Origin of the sequence: Peptoniphilus sp. GNH, from assembly GCA_021307325.1 — a bacterium.
In the GTDB taxonomy this organism is placed as follows: Bacteria; Bacillota; Clostridia; order Tissierellales; family Peptoniphilaceae; genus KA00134.
In genome coordinates, this window is sequence record CP089931.1 from 329880 (window position 1) to 347492 (window position 17613).

Genomic DNA, 17613 nt, shown 5'->3' on the forward strand with positions numbered 1-17613 from the left:
TTGAAGAAAAGAAAGAAACTGTAACCGAAAAAGTTGAAAAGGTTTCTGCGACAAAAGAAGTGGAAACAGAAAGTAAATCAAAAGAGGGTGGAGGTAAAAGTATGTATAGACCAAACGAAGCACAAGAAGCATTGCGTAGAAAAGTAAGAGAGTTTGCTGAAGCTGAAGTAAAGCCCATAGCTTTTTCACTGGACCAAAACAATGAATATCCAGATGAAATTGTCGCTAAAATGGCAGAACTAGGCATAATGGGATTGCCTTATGAAAAGAAATATGGTGGAAGCGAAGAAGGTGCTGTTGCTTATGCAATAGCAGTTGAAGAACTATCAAGAGTAGATGGTGGTGTTGGTGTTATTTTGTCGGCCCATACATCTTTAGGATCATATCCTATTGAAGCTTTTGGAAATGAAGCTCAAAAAGAAAAATATTTAGTGCCTCTAGCTAAGGGTGAAAAAGTAGGGGCATTTGGACTTACAGAACCAGAAGCTGGATCTGATGCAAGTGGTACTCAAACAACCGCTGAATTGGATGGCGACTATTACATTTTAAATGGAAATAAGATATTTATAACAAATGCTCCTAAGGCAGATACATATGTTGTATTTGCAGTTACAACTCCAGGCATAGGCACTCATGGAATTTCAGCTTTCATAGTTGAAAAAGGATGGGAAGGATTCACATTTGGAGATCACTATGACAAATTGGGTATCAGATCTTCAACTACCGCAGAATTAATTTTCAACAATGTAAAAGTCCCAAAAGAAAATTTATTAGGTCAAGAAGGTCAAGGATTTAGAATTGCAATGCAAACTCTTGACGGTGGCAGAATAGGTATAGCAGCTCAAGCGCTTGGAATTGCACAAGGAGCATATGAAGCAGCTTTAGCTTATGCAAAGGAAAGAATTCAATTTGGAAGACCTATAGCTCAACAACAAGCTATATCATTCAAGCTTGCAGATATGGCAACTAAACTTAGAGCAGCTAGACTTATGATATATTCAGCAGCTGAAATGAAACAAAATCATGAAAACTTTGGTATGGAAGCTGCCATGGCAAAGATGTATGCATCTGATGTAGCTATGGAAATTACGAATGACGCACTTCAAATCCATGGAGGAAATGGCTATTTGAAGGGAATGGAAGTTGAAAGACACTACAGAGATGCTAAGATTACGCAAATCTATGAAGGAACAAATGAGATTCAAAGAGTTGTAATTGCATCAAATATTATTGGAAGATTGCCAAAACGTGGAGGTTCAAAGGGTGGGCCAGCTCCTGCAGCAAAACAAGGCCCCATTACAGGCGAAAGAAAAAGAGAAATAATAAAGGCTGATACTGCACAAGAAGCGGTGGATAAATTAGTCGCAAGCTTAAAAAAGGACGGATATGATTTTTCCGTAGGAATTGATATAGATACACCTATTTCAGATGCTGAAAGAGTAGTAAGTGTTGGTAAAGGTATAGGCTCAGCAGAAAATCTTGAAAAAGCAAAGGTTTTGGCTCATGCAGCTGGAGCAGCTTTAGGATCTTCAAGACCAGTAGCTGAAAACATGAAATTACTTCCACTTGAAAGATATGTTGGTATGTCTGGTCAAAAATTCAGAGGAAATCTTTATATAGCACTTGGCATATCTGGAGCATCTCAACATTTAAAAGGTATAAAAGATGCATCGACGATAGTTGCAATAAATAAAAATGCCGGAGCTCCTATATTTAAAAATGCTGACTATGGAATAGTTGGAGATATGAATGAAATCATGCCATTGTTGGCTAAAGCCTTGGGAACTGGAGAAAAAAAACCGGCACCACCAATGAAAAAAGTAAGAAGATCAAAACCAAGAAAGCTAGCACCAAACTATGACGTTCACGTTTGCGTTGGCTGCGGATATGAATATGATCCAAATGTAGGAGACCCAGAAGCTGAAATAAGCCCAGGAACAATGTTCGAAAAATTGCCAGAAGATTGGGTATGCCCAAATTGCCAAGAAGAAAAATCTGGATTTATAGTAGAAAACTATCCAGCTGACAGAAAATAAGGGAGGAAATCATGTATAATATCAGAAAAGTAGCAGAAGATTTATATTTTGTGGGAGGAAACGACAAAAGAATTGAACTGTTTGAAAACATGTTTCCAATCCCAGATGGAGTTTCTTACAACTCATATTTATTGATGGACGAAAAAACTGTTTTAGTAGATTCAGTTGACTGGTCAATAGCAAGGGACTATATAAGAAAAGTTGAAATAGTTCTTGATGGAAGAGACCTTGACTATCTTTTAATTCATCATATGGAGCCAGATCACTGCGGAGCAATTGAAGAAATTTGCATAAGATATCCAAACGTTCAAATTATATCTAGTGAACAAGCTTTCCAATTTATGAGACAAATGGGCTACCACATCCCAGAAGATCAATTAGTTATAGTAAAAGAAGGCGACACTATGAGCTTCGGAAAGCACACTTTAGCATTTTTGGAAGCTCCAATGGTTCACTGGCCTGAAGTTTTAATGTCTCTTGATACTTATAATGGAGTTTTGTTCTCAGCGGACGGATTTGGTTCATTCAAATCAATGGACGGAAAACTTTTTGCAGACGAAGTAGATTGGGAAAGAGACTGGCTTGATGAAGCTAGAAGATACCTCACAAATATAGTTGGAAAATATGGACCATTTATCCAAGATATCTTGAGAAAAGCTGGACCACTTCTGCCAAAGGTAAAATATATTTGCCCTCTACACGGACTTGTTTGGAGAGATAATTTAGGCTTCTTTATAGAAAAATATGACAAGTGGTCAAAGTATGAACCAGAAGAAGAAGGAGTTCTTATAGTTTATGCCTCAATGTATGGCAATACAGCAAATGCAGCACAAGAGTTGGCAAACAATTTGGTAATGAAGGGTGTAAAGAAGGTAGAAGTGTATGACGTATCCAAGACAGATATATCATACTTGATTGCCAAGACTTTCCAATATTCACATCTAGTACTTGCATCTGTAACTTACAACTTGGGAATCTATCCTAAGATGAAGAATTTCCTTCATGATTTAGCAGCTCTTAATGTTCAAAATAGGACAGTTGGTATAATTGAAAATGGAACTTGGGCTTGTACAGTTGGTGACAAGATGGAAGAATTCATAAATGAAAACTTGAAACTTTTCGATGTACTTTCTGAAAGAGTTACAATTAATACTTCTTTAAATGTTGCAAATAAAAACGACATGAACTCTCTTGAAGATTCAATAGTTGAATCAATGAAAAATATAAGAGAATTAAAAGAAAAACAAGCTAAATAAAAATATAAAATCTAAAATAGACTCATTAGTTAAAGTCTGATTTATAAATAATATTGTGTATCAACCTAAATCCTTTTATAAGGGTGAAGGTTGATACATTTTTTATGTACAAAATTTGCCTGCTTTTATTGAAATTTATTTCGGTCTAAATTTAAATTTTATTAAAGTTTTAGACTACTTTAAGCTGTATTTTATGCTAAATATCTGTATGGATTTTGGAAAAAATATATAAGCATTTAATTTAAGTGTTTGTATAATTATTAGATTCAATTTGAAAACTAAAAGATTTTTAGAACTTAATTGAAGTCCTTCAATATTTCTATTTAATACTTTTCAAATAATATCTTGATATTTTCAATTGCATTTGTTAACTATTTTTGGCATAAAAAACCTCCTGATTGGTTTTGATTCAATCAGGAGATTTACATCGAATTAAAAATTTAAAAAATTATTTAAAATAAATATTACATGTTAACATAAAAACTTATTTTCTTTTCTGGCTCATCCATTTTACTTTTGCTTGTAAAACTAATTCATCTTTTTGATTGTAAGTCTTAAACTGAATTTTTATTGTTCCTACATTTCTTGGGGCTAAATCAACAAGCTCAATTACTTCAAGAGTTGATCTTAAAGTGTCGCCGGCATATACGGGTTTAATCCAGGACAAATCGTCTATTCCCATGCCTGCAACTATGGCTGAATCATCTTTAATCATTTCGACATATTTTCCCCAAGCAAAAGAAAGTGTAAATAGGCCAGATGCGAAGATGGATTTGAACTGAGTTTTTGATGCTGCTTTTTCGTCTAAGTGCATAGGCCTTGGGTCATATAATTTAGCAAAATTAATCATCTCATCTGCTTCTATCAAGTGTGGAGGTATTTCTACAATCTCATTTAATTTATAGTCTTCAAAATAAATTTTCATAAGGCTTGTATATCCTTATATTTGCCTGTTTCTAATTTTTTAACAACATATGAGCAAGTAGCTTTTATTTTTAAATTATTTTCCTTAGCGTAGGATATAAGTCTATCAAATAATTTGCCAGCTATACCTTGTCCCTGAAGACTTTCGTCTACGATTGTGTGGTTTACATTAATGATTCCATTTCCTAAATCTTCCCAAGTGATTTTTGCAATTGCGTTTTCTTCTGAATCACCAAGATAGATTATCTTATTACCAATATTAAAATTCATTCTAATCACTCCTTATATCAATTTACCCACTAATCAAAAAATTATTTATCATTTCTAAATATAACAGCTATGTGTAAAGCAAAATAAGATTGAACAGTTTAAATAAAAAGTACTTAATTAGGTATTTTATTTAGGAAACGTATGCAAAACTTTAATATACCAGATAAGAAAGTTTAAAAAACTTAGTGAAAATAGGCGCTAATCCTTTTAAAAATCCTGTAATGGCTTAAATATATTTAAATATAGTAAATATTATGCGTGAATCTGTGATATAATCATTATAAAGAAAACGTTAACAGGAGGAATTTATGAAGGTTTATAAAACGGAACAGATAAGAAATTTAGCCCTTGTAGGTCACAGTGGAAGCGGAAAGACTAATCTTACTGAGGCCATGCTTTTCCAAAGTGGTGTTACTAAGAAACTGGGTAACGTGTCTGAAAAAAATACTTTATCAGACTTCACAAAAGAAGAAATGGAAAGAGGTTCTTCAATAGGCACTTCTATAATACCGATTGAGTGGCGTAATTATAAGATAAATATAATAGACACGCCCGGATATATGGACTTTATAGGCGAAGCTTACAGTGCTCTCAGGGCATCAGAAGCTGCTCTTATGGTTATAGATGCTACATCTGGCATTGAAGTCGGAACAGAAAGAATGTGGAAATACACAGAAAACATCGGACTACCAAGAATTATATTTGTCAATAAAATAGATGGCGAAAATGTAAACTTTAGAAAATTGATGGAAGACTTCAAGAAAGAATTCGGAAAGAAGGTAATTCCTTTTTCGGTTCCTATAGGAATGGGTGAAAATTTTGTTGGAGTTACAGATGTAATATTCCAAAAAGGTTTCAAGTATGAAAATGGAGCTCCAAAAGAAGTTGAACTTGATCATGATCAAGTTAAGGCGACAGAAAGAATGTATGAAGAAATCGCCGAAGTAGTTGCAGAATCAGATTTGGATTTGATGGAAAAATATTTTAACGGAGAAAAATTCACTCGTGAGGATTTATTAAGAGGGGTCAAAAATGCTTTGATTTCTGGAGATGCAGTTCCTCTTTTGGTGGGTTCAGCAGAAAAGGGAATAGGTATAGATATTCTTTTGAACACTTGTGTTAACTACATGCCCGCACCAAACGATCCAATGGCTCATTCAGGCTTTAGATATGAAGATGGAGAAGTTAGGGTTATTGACGAAAAAGGGCCTTTTACTGCAACTGTATTCAAATCTGTAACAGATCCATTTGTTGGTAAAATTTCAATTTTTAAAGTAATAAAAGGCAAACTGACAAAAGAAACCGCTCTTTATAACATAAACAAGGAGAGTCCGGAAAAACTTGGTGGCTTGTATTCGATTCGCGGGAAAAATCAAATCGAACTTCCAGAAATGTATGCAGGCGATATAGGCGCTACAACGAAGTTGCAAGTTACAGAAACGGGTGATACTCTTACTGAAAAAGGGAACAATGTAAAAATTAAGAAATTAAAATATCCAGCTCCAGTTCTATTTTATGCAATAGAGCCTAAAACTAAAGGTGATGAAGAAAAACTATCAGCTTCACTTAGAAGATTGAGAGAAGAAGATCCAAGCTTTGTAATTGAAAGAAATTCTGAAACTAAACAGCTTACAATAGGTGGTCAAGGACAAGTTCAACTAGATGTAATTATAGAAAAGCTTAAAAATATGTTTGGAGTTGAAATAAATAAGATTCCTTTCATAATTCCTTACAGAGAGACTATAAAAGCAACAGCATCTGTACAAGGTAAGCACAAAAAGCAATCTGGAGGAGCTGGTCAATATGGTGATGTGTGGATTAGGTTTGAGCCATGCGAAGAAGAATTTGTATTTGATGAGGAAGTTTTTGGAGGAGCTGTTCCCAAAAATTATTTCCCGGCAGTTGAAAAGGGGATAATAGAATCAAAGGAACATGGTGTTCTTGCTGGATATCCAGTTACTAATTTCAAGGCTGTCCTCTATGATGGATCCTATCACGATGTAGACTCCAACGAAATGAGCTTTAAATTGGCAGCTAATCTAGCTTTCAAAAAGGGAATTCAAGAGGCTAAGCCAGTTCTGCTAGAACCTATAATGAGTGTGGAAGTATCTATACCCGATATTTATCTTGGAGATGTAATGGGAGATATGAACAAGAGAAGGGGCAGAATATTAGGCATGGATCAACAAGCTGATGGAACTCAACTTTTGATTGCTGAAGCTCCTCAAGCAGAAATGTTTGAATATTCAATAGATTTAAGAGCCATGACTCAGGGAAGAGGAACTTTTACAATGGAATTTGCAAGATATGAAGAAGTACCCGGACAAATTGCTGAAAAAATTATAGAAGTTGCTAAAAAATTAAAAGAAGATTAATAAAAATACAAATGCCTCATGAACTTTATTGTTCACGAGGCATTTTAATTATCAATATATAATCAACATAAATTTTCTAATATTATCTTACAAATCTGCAAGATATTTTCTTCGAAATTTTTGCCTACAAGACTAATCAAGCACAATTTTTGAGGAAATTTTATATTTGATTGATCCGTCAAGCCTAAAAAATTATCTCTAAAAACAAACTTACAAACCCTAGACTCATCGTAGAGGCCATCTTGAAGAAAAACATCTATATTAAAGCTATTCTCATCTATTATCAGATTGTAAACAGGATTTTCGATATAGATGTTTTTAGAACTTAGATTTTTTCCTCTTATAGATAGCAAATTTTTTTCAACTTTAAAATTTTCGTAATAAAAATTTCCGCAATGACTTTTTATAGTCCTTGCTTTGAAAATTAAATCTTCTACTTTTAAACAATTTAGAAGCCCGAGAAGATCATAAAAATTGTGGTCAAGAATTTTTTGCATACCCTCTTTGTGTTTAAGATAAGATTTGTAAATTTCTATAACACCTTTTCCGGAAATATCTCCAAATGGTCTTTGAAAATTTAAAAAACTTTCTATGTAAGTCTGGGTCATTTTTTTAAAACCAAGGACATTTCTATTGTTTTTTATTAGTTTGTAAAGATCGAAGGATTCAATATCGAGGTTTTTAAGACCGTAGAAGTTTATTTTCTCATTCAAGAAGGCTAAATCAAAAGAATCCCCATTATAAGTTATAATTTTCTTAAAAGAATTCAAGAGCTCTACTGCCGCTTCAAGTAGATAAATTTCATCGGAAAATTTTTCGGCATAGTATTGCTCTATAATTATTTGATTGTACTTTTTATATAAAACTCCAATTAGAATAATGGAATCTCTATTCTTTGATAAGCCACTTGTTTCAATATCCAGAACAATGGAATGCTCGTTTAAATCAATGGCATTATCTAAAGTGTGAGTTATTTTTTGCATTAAATCACCTTATTTATATAGTAAACTGTAAATAAATTATATCAAATTTTAAGATTTTTAACGATGAAGCAAAGACTAATAAAGCTACTTTATAAAATGAGAAATATTGTGTATAATGTCCTATCAAATCATTGTAAATATTTCTTATGAACGATAATATTATATATAGAAAGTGGTGAGCATATGATTAATTTGATAAGAGTAAAAAATGCGCTATATAAAAATGGTTTTATTTGTGATATTTTTGAAACAGGGCAAGACGCCGTAAATTTTTTTATGAATTTTTTAAAGTTTTGCGAGTCAATTGGCATGAGTGGTTCGGTGACTTTGGAAAGCTTGGGGCTCTATGACAAGCTTACTGATAAGGGGATTAAAACTTTTTGGCATTGGAGAAGTGATAGCTTTGAAGAAACTTTTAAAGGTGCTGCTGCAGCAAAATATTATGTATCTGGGGCTAATGCCATAACAGAAGACGGAAAAGTATTTATAGTAGACGCTAATGGAAATAGAGTTTCCTCTGTTTCATTTGGTCATGAAAAGGTCTTCTTTTTTGTAGGAAGAAATAAAATTGTAAGAGATGACCAAGAGGCTAGGAATAGAGTGAGAAGTTTAGCACTCCCGCTAAATTATAAGCGCTATACAGACCAATTAGATGGCAGAGACATAAGGGGCAAATACGAAAATCTTAAAATGGAAGATATGTACTCGCAAGAGTTATTTTTGGCAAAGGCTCCGAGGTATCAAGATACATACATTTTTTTAATAAATGAGGACTTGGGATATTGATGATTTATTTAGATAATTGTGCAACTACAAAACCCAGAAAAGAAGTGGTGGATGCCATGGTTGAAGCACTTGAATTCAACTTTGCAAATCCATCATCTCTTCATAGATTAGGACTTAAAGCAGAGGAAGAAAGAGAAAAATCAAGAAAAATAATAGCGGATTTTATCGGCGTAGATAAAAATTTTCTATTTTTCACATCAGGCGGAACTGAAGCAAATAATATAGCTATCCAAGGTGCGGTTAGAAGAAATAAGAATATATCTAAAAAAATTATGACCAGTTCGATTGAACATGCCTCTATTTTAGATCAATTTAAAAAACTTGAAGAAGCGGGGTATGAGTGCTTATATATACCTGTGGATAGATATGGACATTTGGATGAAGAATATTTGTTTGATAATTTGTCCGATCTAGCACTTTTGAGTCTTACACATGTAAACAATGAAATAGGAAGTATTATAGATTTAAAAGATCTAATAAAGAGGATAAGAAAACATAATAAATCTGTTCATATTCACGCAGATGGAGTGCAGGCTTTTGGCAGAATTCCTTTCAAATTATCAGAACTCGGCGTGGATTCATACTCAATAAGCTCACATAAGATTCATGGGCCAAAGGGTGTAGGATGTTTGTATTTGAAAAAACCTGATAATTTTCCAGGGCTTTTTTTGGGCGGAGGTCAAGAGAAAAATCTCAGATCTGGCACAGAAAATATGCCAGGTATCGTTGGCTTTGGAAAGGCTACAGAAATAGTTTCAAAAAATTTTCAAAGTGAATATGCTCATATAATAGATTTGAAAAAATATTGCAAAAAGAAAATAGAAGAAAATTTCAAAGATTTTGAGTTTAATTTTGACGACAATTCATCGCCGTATAATTTTAATGTCGGATTTTATAAAACTAGGGGCGAAGTTTTGCTACATTTTTTGGAAAATGACGAAATTTATATATCTACATCATCTGCTTGCACATCCAACTCAAGCAAAAAAATGTCCCATGTGCTAAGTTGTTTAGGAATAAGTAAAGAGCTTATGGAGGGTTCAATTAGATTTTGTTTCTCTTATGATATCACTAGAGAAATGATAGATATATTCCTTGAAAAATTAAGCTTATATGTAGACGAAATAAGATCGATTATGAGGTGAAATATGGAGAAGCTAATAAGTGCGAGCCTTGGAGAGATTGTACTAAAAGGAAATAATAGAAAATCTTTTGTGGATAGATTGCTTGCAAACATAAAAAGAGTTTTAAATGGTTTCAATATAGAAAAAATATATAAAGAGTCTGGAAAAATTTATATAAAACTTGATGATAACAGCGATGAAGAAGATGCTATAGCTAAACTTCAACATGTTTTTGGAATAATATATATAAGTCCAGTTATTAAAATTTCAAAAGATTTGGATGAAATAAAATTTCACGCAAAAGAACTTTTGCAAGAAGCAATGAATGAAAATCCGAGTTTGAGGACTTTTAAGGCACAGACTAAAAGAGGAGATAAGAAATATCCACTTACTTCTATGGAAGTAAACAACGAAATAGGTGGTGCAATTTTAAAAGAAGGAAAATTAAAAGTAGATGTTCATAATCCAGACTTATATGTTTATTGTGACATAAAAAAAGATGCTTATCTCTACTATAAGAAAATCAGGGCTCACGGAGGTCTGCCATCTGGCTCAAATGGAAGAGGGCTATTGCTTCTATCTGGAGGAATAGATTCACCAGTTGCAGGATTTTATATGTCAAAAAGAGGCATTAGACTGGATGGGGTGCATTTTCATTCATATCCTTTCACAAGTGAAAGAGGGGAGAAAAAGGTTCTAGATTTGGCGGAAATACTATCGACTTATAATGGACCTATGAGGGTTTATAGCGTAAATTTGTTACCAATTCAAAAAGAAATAAATAAAAATTGCCCAGAGGATGAAATGACTATAATTTCTAGAAGATTTATGATGAGAATTGCTAATAGATTAGCTGAAAAATTCAACTATACATCTATAACCACTGGAGAAAATTTAGGACAGGTTGCATCTCAAACTGTAGAAGGCATTACTGTAACAAATGAAATTCCAGACATCCCCGTTTTTCGTCCATTAATAGGATTTGACAAGGTGGACATAATGGATAAGGCAAGAGAAATAGGGACATATGAAACTAGCATACTTCCTTTCGAAGATTGCTGCACTGTTTTTTTGCCAAAGCATCCCAATTTAAGACCAACTTCAATGGGTATAAATAAATCAGAAGAAAATTTAGATATTGAAAAATTGGTAGAAGAAGCTGTAGATGCAATGAAAGTTTATAAAATTGGATATTAAGGAGTTAATATGAAAAAAATTATTATAGCATTAGTGGTACTTGTTGTAGTTTTGGGAGCATTTATATTTCCATCATACAATAATCTTGTAAATTTGAGCGAAGATGTTAATTCGTCTTGGTCGCAGGTGGAAGTTGCAGTCAAGAGGAGGGCAGATCTTATTCCAAATATTGTAAATACTGTAAAGGGATATGCAAATCATGAATCTGAAACCCTTACAAAAATTGTAGAAGCAAGAAGCAAAATTCAAGAGTCAAAAACGCCAAAGGAATTAGCTGAAGCTGACCAAAATTTGACAACTGCTTTGGGCAATATAAACGTTGTTGTAGAAGCTTATCCGGATTTGAAAGCAAATACAAACTTTATAGATCTTCAAGCACAGTTAGAAGGAGCAGAAAATAGGATTGCAACAGCAAGAAAAGATTACAATGAAGTAGTTGCTGTGTATAATAAAAGGGTTAAGTCTCTTCCAACAAGATTGTATGCAGGACTTTTGGGATTTGGGGCTAAAGAATATTTTGATGCTGGAGAACAAGCTCAAAATGCACCAGAAGTTAAATTTTAAGAGTTGAAGTTCATGAAAAAATTTTTAAAACTATTTATAGTTTTATTGATGTTGCCATGTGTAGTTTGGGGAGGATTAAGAGATGTCCTCCCTGACCAATCTAAAGATTTCTATGTATATGATGAAGTGGGAATCTTAAATCATGATGACATTAATTACATAATAAATACAAATGAAAAGCTTAGAAAAAAGAATGGAAGCCAAGTAGTAATAGCTATTTTGCGGACATTCGATGGATATGATGCCAATGAATATTCGACAGAACTTTTTAGAAAATGGAAAATAGGTGATGCCGACAAAGACAATGGCGTTTTGATGTGCTATGCCATAGAAGATAGAAATCTTTTTTACGTTACAGGTTATGGCGCAGAGGAAATCATACCGGATGTAGTCGCATCGAGGATATACAGAAATGTTGTATCATATTTTCCGCATGAAAAATTTGAAGAGAGTCAAAAACCGGAGTATAGGAAAGGAATCCTTTATGGATTCAACACTGTTATGGGTCTATTTTCAAAGTTTTACGATACAGATTTTGGAGAAGATAAAACTGAGCTTCCTGTAAAATCTGATGAGGGTGAATTTGATTTCTCGATTTTACAAATCATACCATTGATTGTTTTATTAATCTTTATAAGAATAACTTTTAGTAGAAATTTTAGAAGAAAAAATAAATATAGAAGAATGAGTAGAAGAAGATCTCTTTTTGATGACGATGATGATGACGATTTTTTCCCACCGTTTTTTGGTGGTTTTGGTGGCGGCTCATCAGGAGGAGGCTTTTTCGGTGGAGGATCCTCTGGAGGGGGATTTTCTGGCGGAGGCGGTTCGTCAGGCGGCGGAGGCGCTGGCGGCGGTTGGTAGTTATGCCAAATGCAAAAAATCTAGTTTTTATTAAAAAATTTAGCATCTGAGCTTGTAATCAATAAATTACTTGAGCATAGCTTGAATGCTTGATATAATATTTGAAGAGTAAAATTAGGAGGTAGTTTATGATATCTGCTGGCGATTTTAGAAAAGGGCTCACCTTTGAAATGGATGGGGATGTTTATGAAGTCATAGATTTTCAACATGTAAAGCCAGGAAAGGGAGCAGCTTTTGTCAGAGCAAAAATAAAATCTGTACTTACTGGAGGAATAAAGGACACAACCTTTAACCCAAGTGAGAAATATGAAAAGGCCGTAATAGAAACTAAGGAAATGCAATATCTTTATAACGATGGGGAATTATATTATTTCATGGATACTGAAAGTTATGAACAAATTCCTCTAGATAAAGATATGGTTGATGATGCGTTAAATTTCATAAGAGAAAATGACATGGCAACAATCAATTTTTATCAAAAGAAAGCATTTAGAGTTTCACCGCCAAACTTTGTGGAATTAGAGGTAACATTTACAGAACCAGGTGTTAAGGGAGATACTTCTTCAGGTGGAACCAAGCCGGCGACAGTTGAAACAAATTATACATTGAATGTTCCTCTTTTTGTAAATATTGGAGATAGAATAAGAATTGACACCAGAAGTGGTGAATATATGTCAAGAGTATGAGGAGGATATTATGAACGACTCTATTAAAAAGATTGCATATTTAAAGGGGCTTGCTCATGGATATGAAGTATCCGAAAAATCTAAAGAAGGAAAACTTCTTCTAGAAATAATTGATACACTTGCAGACTTGGCTGAAAGTCTTGAAGAAAAATATTCAAGCCTCGAAGATTATGTGGATATGATAGAAGAAGATTTGTCAGAGCTGGAAGAAGTTGTATATGATGAAGAAGATGATGACTTTGATTTATATGACGACGATGATTATGAAGATTTCGATTTTGACGATTATGAAGATTTCGACTTTGATGATGATGAATGTGAATGTGAATGCTGCCATGATGATGGCGAAACTGAAGAATAGAATAATCGGGTCTAGGCTAGCCTAGACCCATTTTATTGCCATTAAGTTGCTATTTTGATATAATTAGGTTAATTAGGAGGGATATTATGTCAGAAGAGTTTATTATAGATAAGTTTGATAATGGTAGTATTCAAGTTTCGGAAAATGTAATTGCAACAATCGCATATACAAGTTGTGAGAAAATAGATGGTGTTGTAAATTTTCAAAGAGGAATTAAACAAGGCGCACTTGATATGTTAGGCTATAAAAATCAAGCAAGAGGTGTCAAAGTATCTGTTTCTGAACACTCTACTGTAGTTGATATTTATGTCAGAATTGAATATGGAAGAAATCTTGTAGAAATTTCAAAAACTATACAAGAAACTGTAAGAGAGTCTATAGACAATATGTTAGATATTGAAGATATAATGATAAACGTTCATGTTATTGGCATTGAGATGATGGATGGAAAAATTAATTAATGAATGTAAGAAAAGCTAGAATAGGGTTGATTCAGCTTATGTTTCAAAATCAAATACAAGGAAATTTTGATGATGAAATGTGCAATATTTTCTTAGAATCTATGAATTTTGAATCTGAAGAAGCCCAATATATAAAAGATAATTCTCAAAATTTAATTGCAGATCTCGACAAAATTGATAAGACAATCTCCGACAATTTGAGGGGTTGGTCTTTTGAAAGACTTTCTAAGATGGATTTGAGCATTCTTAGAGTCGCAGTTTACGAGATGCTTGTAAAAAAAGACTTAGCTCCAGCAATATCTATAAATGAAGCTGTGGAAATTGCAAAAAAATACGGAACTAATGACTCTAGTAAGTTTATAAATGGAATACTCGGAACAATTTATAGGAGTATGAAGGATTAATTTAATGAAATATTTCAATATGAGTATTCATAGAGAAATATTTCCTTTTTTGTTATGAACCCAATAAAAGTAAGAGAGCTTAACAATTACATAAGAAAGAATATCTCAACGGATTATTTTTTGATGGATTTGGATGTAGAAGGAGAGGTATCTGATTTAAGAGTTCATAAGAGCTCTGGTCATATCTATCTGACGCTAAAAGACGACAAAAGCAGAATAAAAGTATTTTATAGAGATGGAATTAAAGATGTCCTATTTGATCTACAAGACGGGCAAAAAGTAATCGTCACTGGATATGTTGATTTTTTTGAAAAAACTGGAGATGCAGTATTTAATGCGGATAAAATTTCCTTATATGGTCAAGGTGCCTTATATGAAAAATTCTTACAATTGAAAGCAAAACTAGACAGTGAAGGTTTATTTGATGCAGATAATAAAAAGAAAATCAAAGAATTTCCAAAATCTATAGCTTTGATTTCAGCTCAAGGCTCAGCTGCGATAAAAGATACTATAAATGTTATAAAAAGAAGAAATAATATCCCAGATATTTTGATTTTTAATTCTCTAATGCAGGGCATTAAAGCGGCAGATGAGGTTTCTAATCAGATAATACGCATAAATAAACTTAAATGTGCGGACGTCATAATCATAGCAAGAGGTGGGGGATCTTATGAAGATTTATACGCTTTTAATGACGAAAAACTTGCAAGAACTATATATTCTAGCGAAATTCCTGTTATAAGTGGGATTGGGCATGATATAGATTTTACAATAGCAGATTTTGTGGCAGATTTAAGAGCAGCCACTCCCACCGCTGCTGGAGAACTTGTTTGTAAACCTAAAAGTAGTCTTTACCAAGAACTTTATGAGATGGCAAAAACTGCAAAAAAGAGCATAGAATCACAATACACTATTGAAAAAACTAGAGCAGAATTTTTACAAGGAGCCCTAAAAAGACTAAGTCCAGTTGCAAATTCATTGGATTTTTTAAAATCGTTGCAAGACTTGATATCAAGGATGAGATTATCCTTGGACTCCAAGTTTTATGCTCGTGTAAATGACTTAAAATTAATGAAAAACAGTCTATATCTTAACTCATTTAAGAAAAAAATCAGCTCAATGAAAGATGATTTAAATAATTTGAAAAATAGGAATATGAGAGTTTTAAACTTCTCTATAAATTCCCGCCTAATCGATAATAAAAATATGCTAAAACATCTCGAATTGTCATATAAAAGCAGCATGAAAAGGCAAAGTTATGAAATTTTAAGTTTGCGATATCGATTAGAGAAATTCAATAAAAAAATTGGATATCCTAGAATAATGCGCAAGGGGTTTCCTGTTTTTAGCATAGATGATCTTTCCAAAGATGACCTTGTGAGTCTTGTATTTAAGGATGGGGCATGTAAGGCACTAATATTGGATTTTGAGGAGAAGTAATGGAAAAATATAATAACTATGAAGAAGCATATGCTGAGTTAGAAAAAATTGTAAAAGAATTGGAATCAGGAAAGCCTAGTCTTGATGAAAGTGTGGCTTTGTATGAAAAGGGAATAGAGATATATAAATATTTGGAAAATATATTAAAAAGTTATGAAGGCAAAATTATTTCTATGACAGACGATTTAGAAAAGACAGAAGAAGAAGGTGACAAATAGTGAATGAGTACTCTGATTATTTAGATCTAATTGAAAATTTTCTTTTTGATAGCATAGTAAGTCAGGACTCATATCAGCAAAAACTCTATGATTCCATGAAATACTCTCTCATGTCAGGCGGAAAGAGAATCAGACCGCTTATGTGCCTTTTGACTTGTCAGATGTTTACAAATGATTTCGAAAAAGCCTTGGCGTATGCTTGCGGCATTGAACTTATTCACACGTATTCATTAATTCATGACGACTTGCCTGCTATGGATAATGATGATTTCAGAAGAAACAAGCCGACCAACCATAAAGTCTATGGAGAAGCAATCGCTATTTTAGCTGGAGATAGCCTCTTAAATCTGGCTTCTGAGGTCATGGTAAAAGAAGCTCTAAAATATGAAGATAAAAACGATATGATAAGAGCTCTTGAAGCCATAAAATGTATCTTTTCATCTTCTGGAGCAAAGGGGATGGCAGGAGGACAGGCTATAGATTTACTATATGATTCTAAAAATTCAAATTTTGATATATGTAAGAGCATGTATAGATTGAAAACAGGAGAGCTTTTTAAGGCTTCGATAGTTTCTGGTGCCATAATTGGAGGAGCTGATGAAGTGCAAGTAGCAAATCTTGCAGACATAGCTTATGATATTGGACTTGCTTATCAGATATATGATGATATTCTAGACATAAAAAAAGATCAAGAAATAGGCAAAAATACTATAATTCAATTTTTAGATAAAGAGCCAATCGAATATGCTAGAGAGCTTACTCAGAGAGCTCTTGAAAATTTGGCTGATCTTGAATTAAAATCTGAAAAACTTGAAGACTTGTTTTTGAAAATTTTAAAAAGGAAATCATAATGGAAAAGGAAAGAGCTGATTTACTTCTAGTTTATAAAGGCTTTGTAGACTCAAGAGAGAAGGGGAAAAGGCTTATAATGACTGGCAATGTATTTGTCGGGAGCGAAAGAATAGAAAAACCTGGTCAACAAATAAATGTCGATGCAGATCTAAGAGTTAAAGGAGAACCTTTAAAATATGTGAGTAGGGGCGGGCTCAAATTAGAAAAAATTATTGAATGTTTTGACATAGACATTAAGGATAAAATATGTATGGATGTTGGAGCATCCACAGGAGGTTTTACCGATTGCATGCTTCAACATGGTGCTAAAAAAGTCTATTCTATTGATGTTGGGACTAACCAGCTTGCATATAAGCTTAGAATCGACCCAAGGGTCATAGTACGTGAAAAATGCAACTTTAGGAATATAGACATATCATCCATACCAGAACAAGTGGATTTTATATCAATTGATGTGTCTTTTATTTCCTTGGAATTGATTTTGCCTAATGCAAAAAAAATGTTGAAAAATGATGGAAGTATTTGTGCTCTTATAAAGCCTCAATTTGAAGCAGGCAAGGATAAGGTTGGCAAGAATGGTATTGTTAGAGAGAAATCTACCCACTATGAAGTCGTAAATAGGATACTTGAGTTCGCAAATTCTTTAGGGCTTTATATCAATACTTTGACTTATTCTCCTATAAGAGGCGCTGGAGGTAACATAGAGTTTTTAGCTTTGTTTGAAAAAATGTCTGATTCTATTGAAAATAAAGAAATAGATTTAAGAGAAATGATAAAAAGAATAATTGATATGGCGCATGAATTAGGGTGAC

Annotated in this window: 19 protein-coding genes; 16 read left to right on the forward strand and 3 right to left on the reverse strand. The window is 33.2% G+C overall.

Features of this window, described 5'->3' with window-relative positions; all coding sequences use genetic code 11:
• Positions 1 to 101 precede the first annotated feature (101 nt).
• Positions 102 to 2036 carry an acyl-CoA dehydrogenase family protein gene (locus LV469_01700; GenBank protein UHR03574.1) on the forward strand — a complete coding sequence of 645 codons (1935 nt, stop codon included), beginning with the start codon at positions 102 to 104 and terminating at the stop codon, positions 2034 to 2036.
• 11 nt (positions 2037 to 2047) lie between these two features.
• On the forward strand, positions 2048 to 3292 hold the full coding sequence (locus LV469_01705; protein ID UHR03022.1) for an FprA family A-type flavoprotein: 1245 nt from the start codon (positions 2048 to 2050) through the stop codon (positions 3290 to 3292).
• Positions 3293 to 3776: 484 nt separating this feature from the next.
• Here the strand turns inward: LV469_01705 and LV469_01710 are convergent, their stop codons facing one another.
• On the reverse strand, positions 3777 to 4217 hold the full coding sequence (locus tag LV469_01710; GenBank protein UHR03023.1) for a MaoC family dehydratase N-terminal domain-containing protein: 441 nt from the start codon (positions 4215 to 4217) through the stop codon (positions 3777 to 3779).
• Positions 4214 to 4486 (reverse strand): N-acetyltransferase, encoded by a 273-nt coding sequence (locus LV469_01715; protein UHR03024.1) that lies wholly within the window; start codon positions 4484 to 4486, stop codon positions 4214 to 4216. The genes LV469_01710 and LV469_01715 overlap by 4 nt, the downstream gene beginning before the upstream one ends.
• A gap of 308 nt (positions 4487 to 4794) precedes the next feature.
• On the opposite strand from LV469_01715, the gene LV469_01720 reads away from it, so the two are divergent.
• Positions 4795 to 6861: an elongation factor G gene (locus LV469_01720; GenBank protein UHR03025.1), complete on the forward strand. Its 2067-nt coding sequence runs from the start codon at positions 4795 to 4797 to the stop codon at positions 6859 to 6861.
• A 62-nt stretch (positions 6862 to 6923) separates the two neighbouring features.
• On the opposite strand, the gene LV469_01725 is transcribed toward LV469_01720, so the two are convergent.
• Positions 6924 to 7844, reverse strand: coding sequence for a ribonuclease H-like domain-containing protein (locus tag LV469_01725; protein ID UHR03026.1), 921 nt, complete (start codon positions 7842 to 7844; stop codon positions 6924 to 6926).
• Positions 7845 to 8027: 183 nt separating this feature from the next.
• On the opposite strand from LV469_01725, the gene LV469_01730 reads away from it, so the two are divergent.
• From LV469_01730 to LV469_01790, 13 genes are all read left to right on the forward strand, one after another.
• Entirely contained in the window at positions 8028 to 8630 is a 603-nt protein-coding gene (locus LV469_01730; GenBank protein ID UHR03027.1) for a lactate utilization protein, read from the forward strand.
• The gene (locus LV469_01735; GenBank protein UHR03028.1) at positions 8630 to 9775 is read left to right on the forward strand and encodes a cysteine desulfurase; all 1146 of its coding nucleotides are present in this window, start codon (positions 8630 to 8632) and stop codon (positions 9773 to 9775) included. Before LV469_01730 ends, LV469_01735 begins: the two co-directional genes overlap by 1 nt.
• 3 nt (positions 9776 to 9778) lie before the next feature.
• Positions 9779 to 10951: a tRNA 4-thiouridine(8) synthase ThiI gene (gene thiI, locus LV469_01740; GenBank protein UHR03029.1), complete on the forward strand. Its 1173-nt coding sequence runs from the start codon at positions 9779 to 9781 to the stop codon at positions 10949 to 10951.
• A 9-nt stretch (positions 10952 to 10960) separates the two neighbouring features.
• Positions 10961 to 11515, forward strand: a complete 555-nt coding sequence (locus LV469_01745; protein ID UHR03030.1) for a LemA family protein — start codon at positions 10961 to 10963, stop codon at positions 11513 to 11515.
• A 12-nt stretch (positions 11516 to 11527) separates the two neighbouring features.
• Positions 11528 to 12379, forward strand: a complete 852-nt coding sequence (locus LV469_01750; protein ID UHR03031.1) for a TPM domain-containing protein — start codon at positions 11528 to 11530, stop codon at positions 12377 to 12379.
• Positions 12380 to 12507: 128 nt separating this feature from the next.
• The gene (gene efp, locus LV469_01755; GenBank protein UHR03032.1) at positions 12508 to 13065 is read left to right on the forward strand and encodes an elongation factor P; all 558 of its coding nucleotides are present in this window, start codon (positions 12508 to 12510) and stop codon (positions 13063 to 13065) included.
• A gap of 10 nt (positions 13066 to 13075) precedes the next feature.
• Positions 13076 to 13426: a hypothetical protein gene (locus tag LV469_01760; protein ID UHR03033.1), complete on the forward strand. Its 351-nt coding sequence runs from the start codon at positions 13076 to 13078 to the stop codon at positions 13424 to 13426.
• Between the two features lie 86 nt (positions 13427 to 13512).
• Complete coding sequence (locus LV469_01765; GenBank protein UHR03034.1) at positions 13513 to 13887, forward strand: Asp23/Gls24 family envelope stress response protein; 375 nt, start codon at positions 13513 to 13515, stop codon at positions 13885 to 13887.
• A complete protein-coding gene (gene nusB, locus LV469_01770) occupies positions 13887 to 14291 on the forward strand; it encodes a transcription antitermination factor NusB (GenBank protein UHR03035.1) in 405 nt (134 codons plus the stop codon). Before LV469_01765 ends, nusB begins: the two co-directional genes overlap by 1 nt.
• 123 nt (positions 14292 to 14414) lie before the next feature.
• Entirely contained in the window at positions 14415 to 15731 is a 1317-nt protein-coding gene (gene xseA, locus LV469_01775) for an exodeoxyribonuclease VII large subunit (protein UHR03036.1), read from the forward strand.
• Positions 15731 to 15949, forward strand: a complete 219-nt coding sequence (gene xseB, locus LV469_01780) for an exodeoxyribonuclease VII small subunit (protein ID UHR03037.1) — start codon at positions 15731 to 15733, stop codon at positions 15947 to 15949. Before xseA ends, xseB begins: the two co-directional genes overlap by 1 nt.
• The gene (locus LV469_01785) at positions 15949 to 16800 is read left to right on the forward strand and encodes a polyprenyl synthetase family protein (GenBank protein ID UHR03038.1); all 852 of its coding nucleotides are present in this window, start codon (positions 15949 to 15951) and stop codon (positions 16798 to 16800) included. Before xseB ends, LV469_01785 begins: the two co-directional genes overlap by 1 nt.
• Positions 16800 to 17612: a TlyA family RNA methyltransferase gene (locus tag LV469_01790; GenBank protein UHR03039.1), complete on the forward strand. Its 813-nt coding sequence runs from the start codon at positions 16800 to 16802 to the stop codon at positions 17610 to 17612. The genes LV469_01785 and LV469_01790 overlap by 1 nt, the downstream gene beginning before the upstream one ends.
• The last annotated feature ends 1 nt before the right edge of the window (position 17613 follow it).

Coding starts and splice junctions, on each gene's coding strand:
- LV469_01700 (UHR03574.1), top strand. CDS start 102: ATGTATAGACCAAACGAAGCACAAGAAGCATTGCGTAGAAAAGTAAGA.
- LV469_01705 (UHR03022.1), top strand. CDS start 2,048: ATGTATAATATCAGAAAAGTAGCAGAAGATTTATATTTTGTGGGAGGA.
- LV469_01710 (UHR03023.1), bottom strand. CDS start 4,217: ATGAAAATTTATTTTGAAGACTATAAATTAAATGAGATTGTAGAAATA.
- LV469_01715 (UHR03024.1), bottom strand. CDS start 4,486: ATGAATTTTAATATTGGTAATAAGATAATCTATCTTGGTGATTCAGAA.
- LV469_01720 (UHR03025.1), top strand. CDS start 4,795: ATGAAGGTTTATAAAACGGAACAGATAAGAAATTTAGCCCTTGTAGGT.
- LV469_01725 (UHR03026.1), bottom strand. CDS start 7,844: ATGCAAAAAATAACTCACACTTTAGATAATGCCATTGATTTAAACGAG.
- LV469_01730 (UHR03027.1), top strand. CDS start 8,028: ATGATTAATTTGATAAGAGTAAAAAATGCGCTATATAAAAATGGTTTT.
- LV469_01735 (UHR03028.1), top strand. CDS start 8,630: ATGATTTATTTAGATAATTGTGCAACTACAAAACCCAGAAAAGAAGTG.
- thiI (UHR03029.1), top strand. CDS start 9,779: ATGGAGAAGCTAATAAGTGCGAGCCTTGGAGAGATTGTACTAAAAGGA.
- LV469_01745 (UHR03030.1), top strand. CDS start 10,961: ATGAAAAAAATTATTATAGCATTAGTGGTACTTGTTGTAGTTTTGGGA.
- LV469_01750 (UHR03031.1), top strand. CDS start 11,528: ATGAAAAAATTTTTAAAACTATTTATAGTTTTATTGATGTTGCCATGT.
- efp (UHR03032.1), top strand. CDS start 12,508: ATGATATCTGCTGGCGATTTTAGAAAAGGGCTCACCTTTGAAATGGAT.
- LV469_01760 (UHR03033.1), top strand. CDS start 13,076: ATGAACGACTCTATTAAAAAGATTGCATATTTAAAGGGGCTTGCTCAT.
- LV469_01765 (UHR03034.1), top strand. CDS start 13,513: ATGTCAGAAGAGTTTATTATAGATAAGTTTGATAATGGTAGTATTCAA.
- nusB (UHR03035.1), top strand. CDS start 13,887: ATGAATGTAAGAAAAGCTAGAATAGGGTTGATTCAGCTTATGTTTCAA.
- xseA (UHR03036.1), top strand. CDS start 14,415: ATGGATTTGGATGTAGAAGGAGAGGTATCTGATTTAAGAGTTCATAAG.
- xseB (UHR03037.1), top strand. CDS start 15,731: ATGGAAAAATATAATAACTATGAAGAAGCATATGCTGAGTTAGAAAAA.
- LV469_01790 (UHR03039.1), top strand. CDS start 16,800: ATGGAAAAGGAAAGAGCTGATTTACTTCTAGTTTATAAAGGCTTTGTA.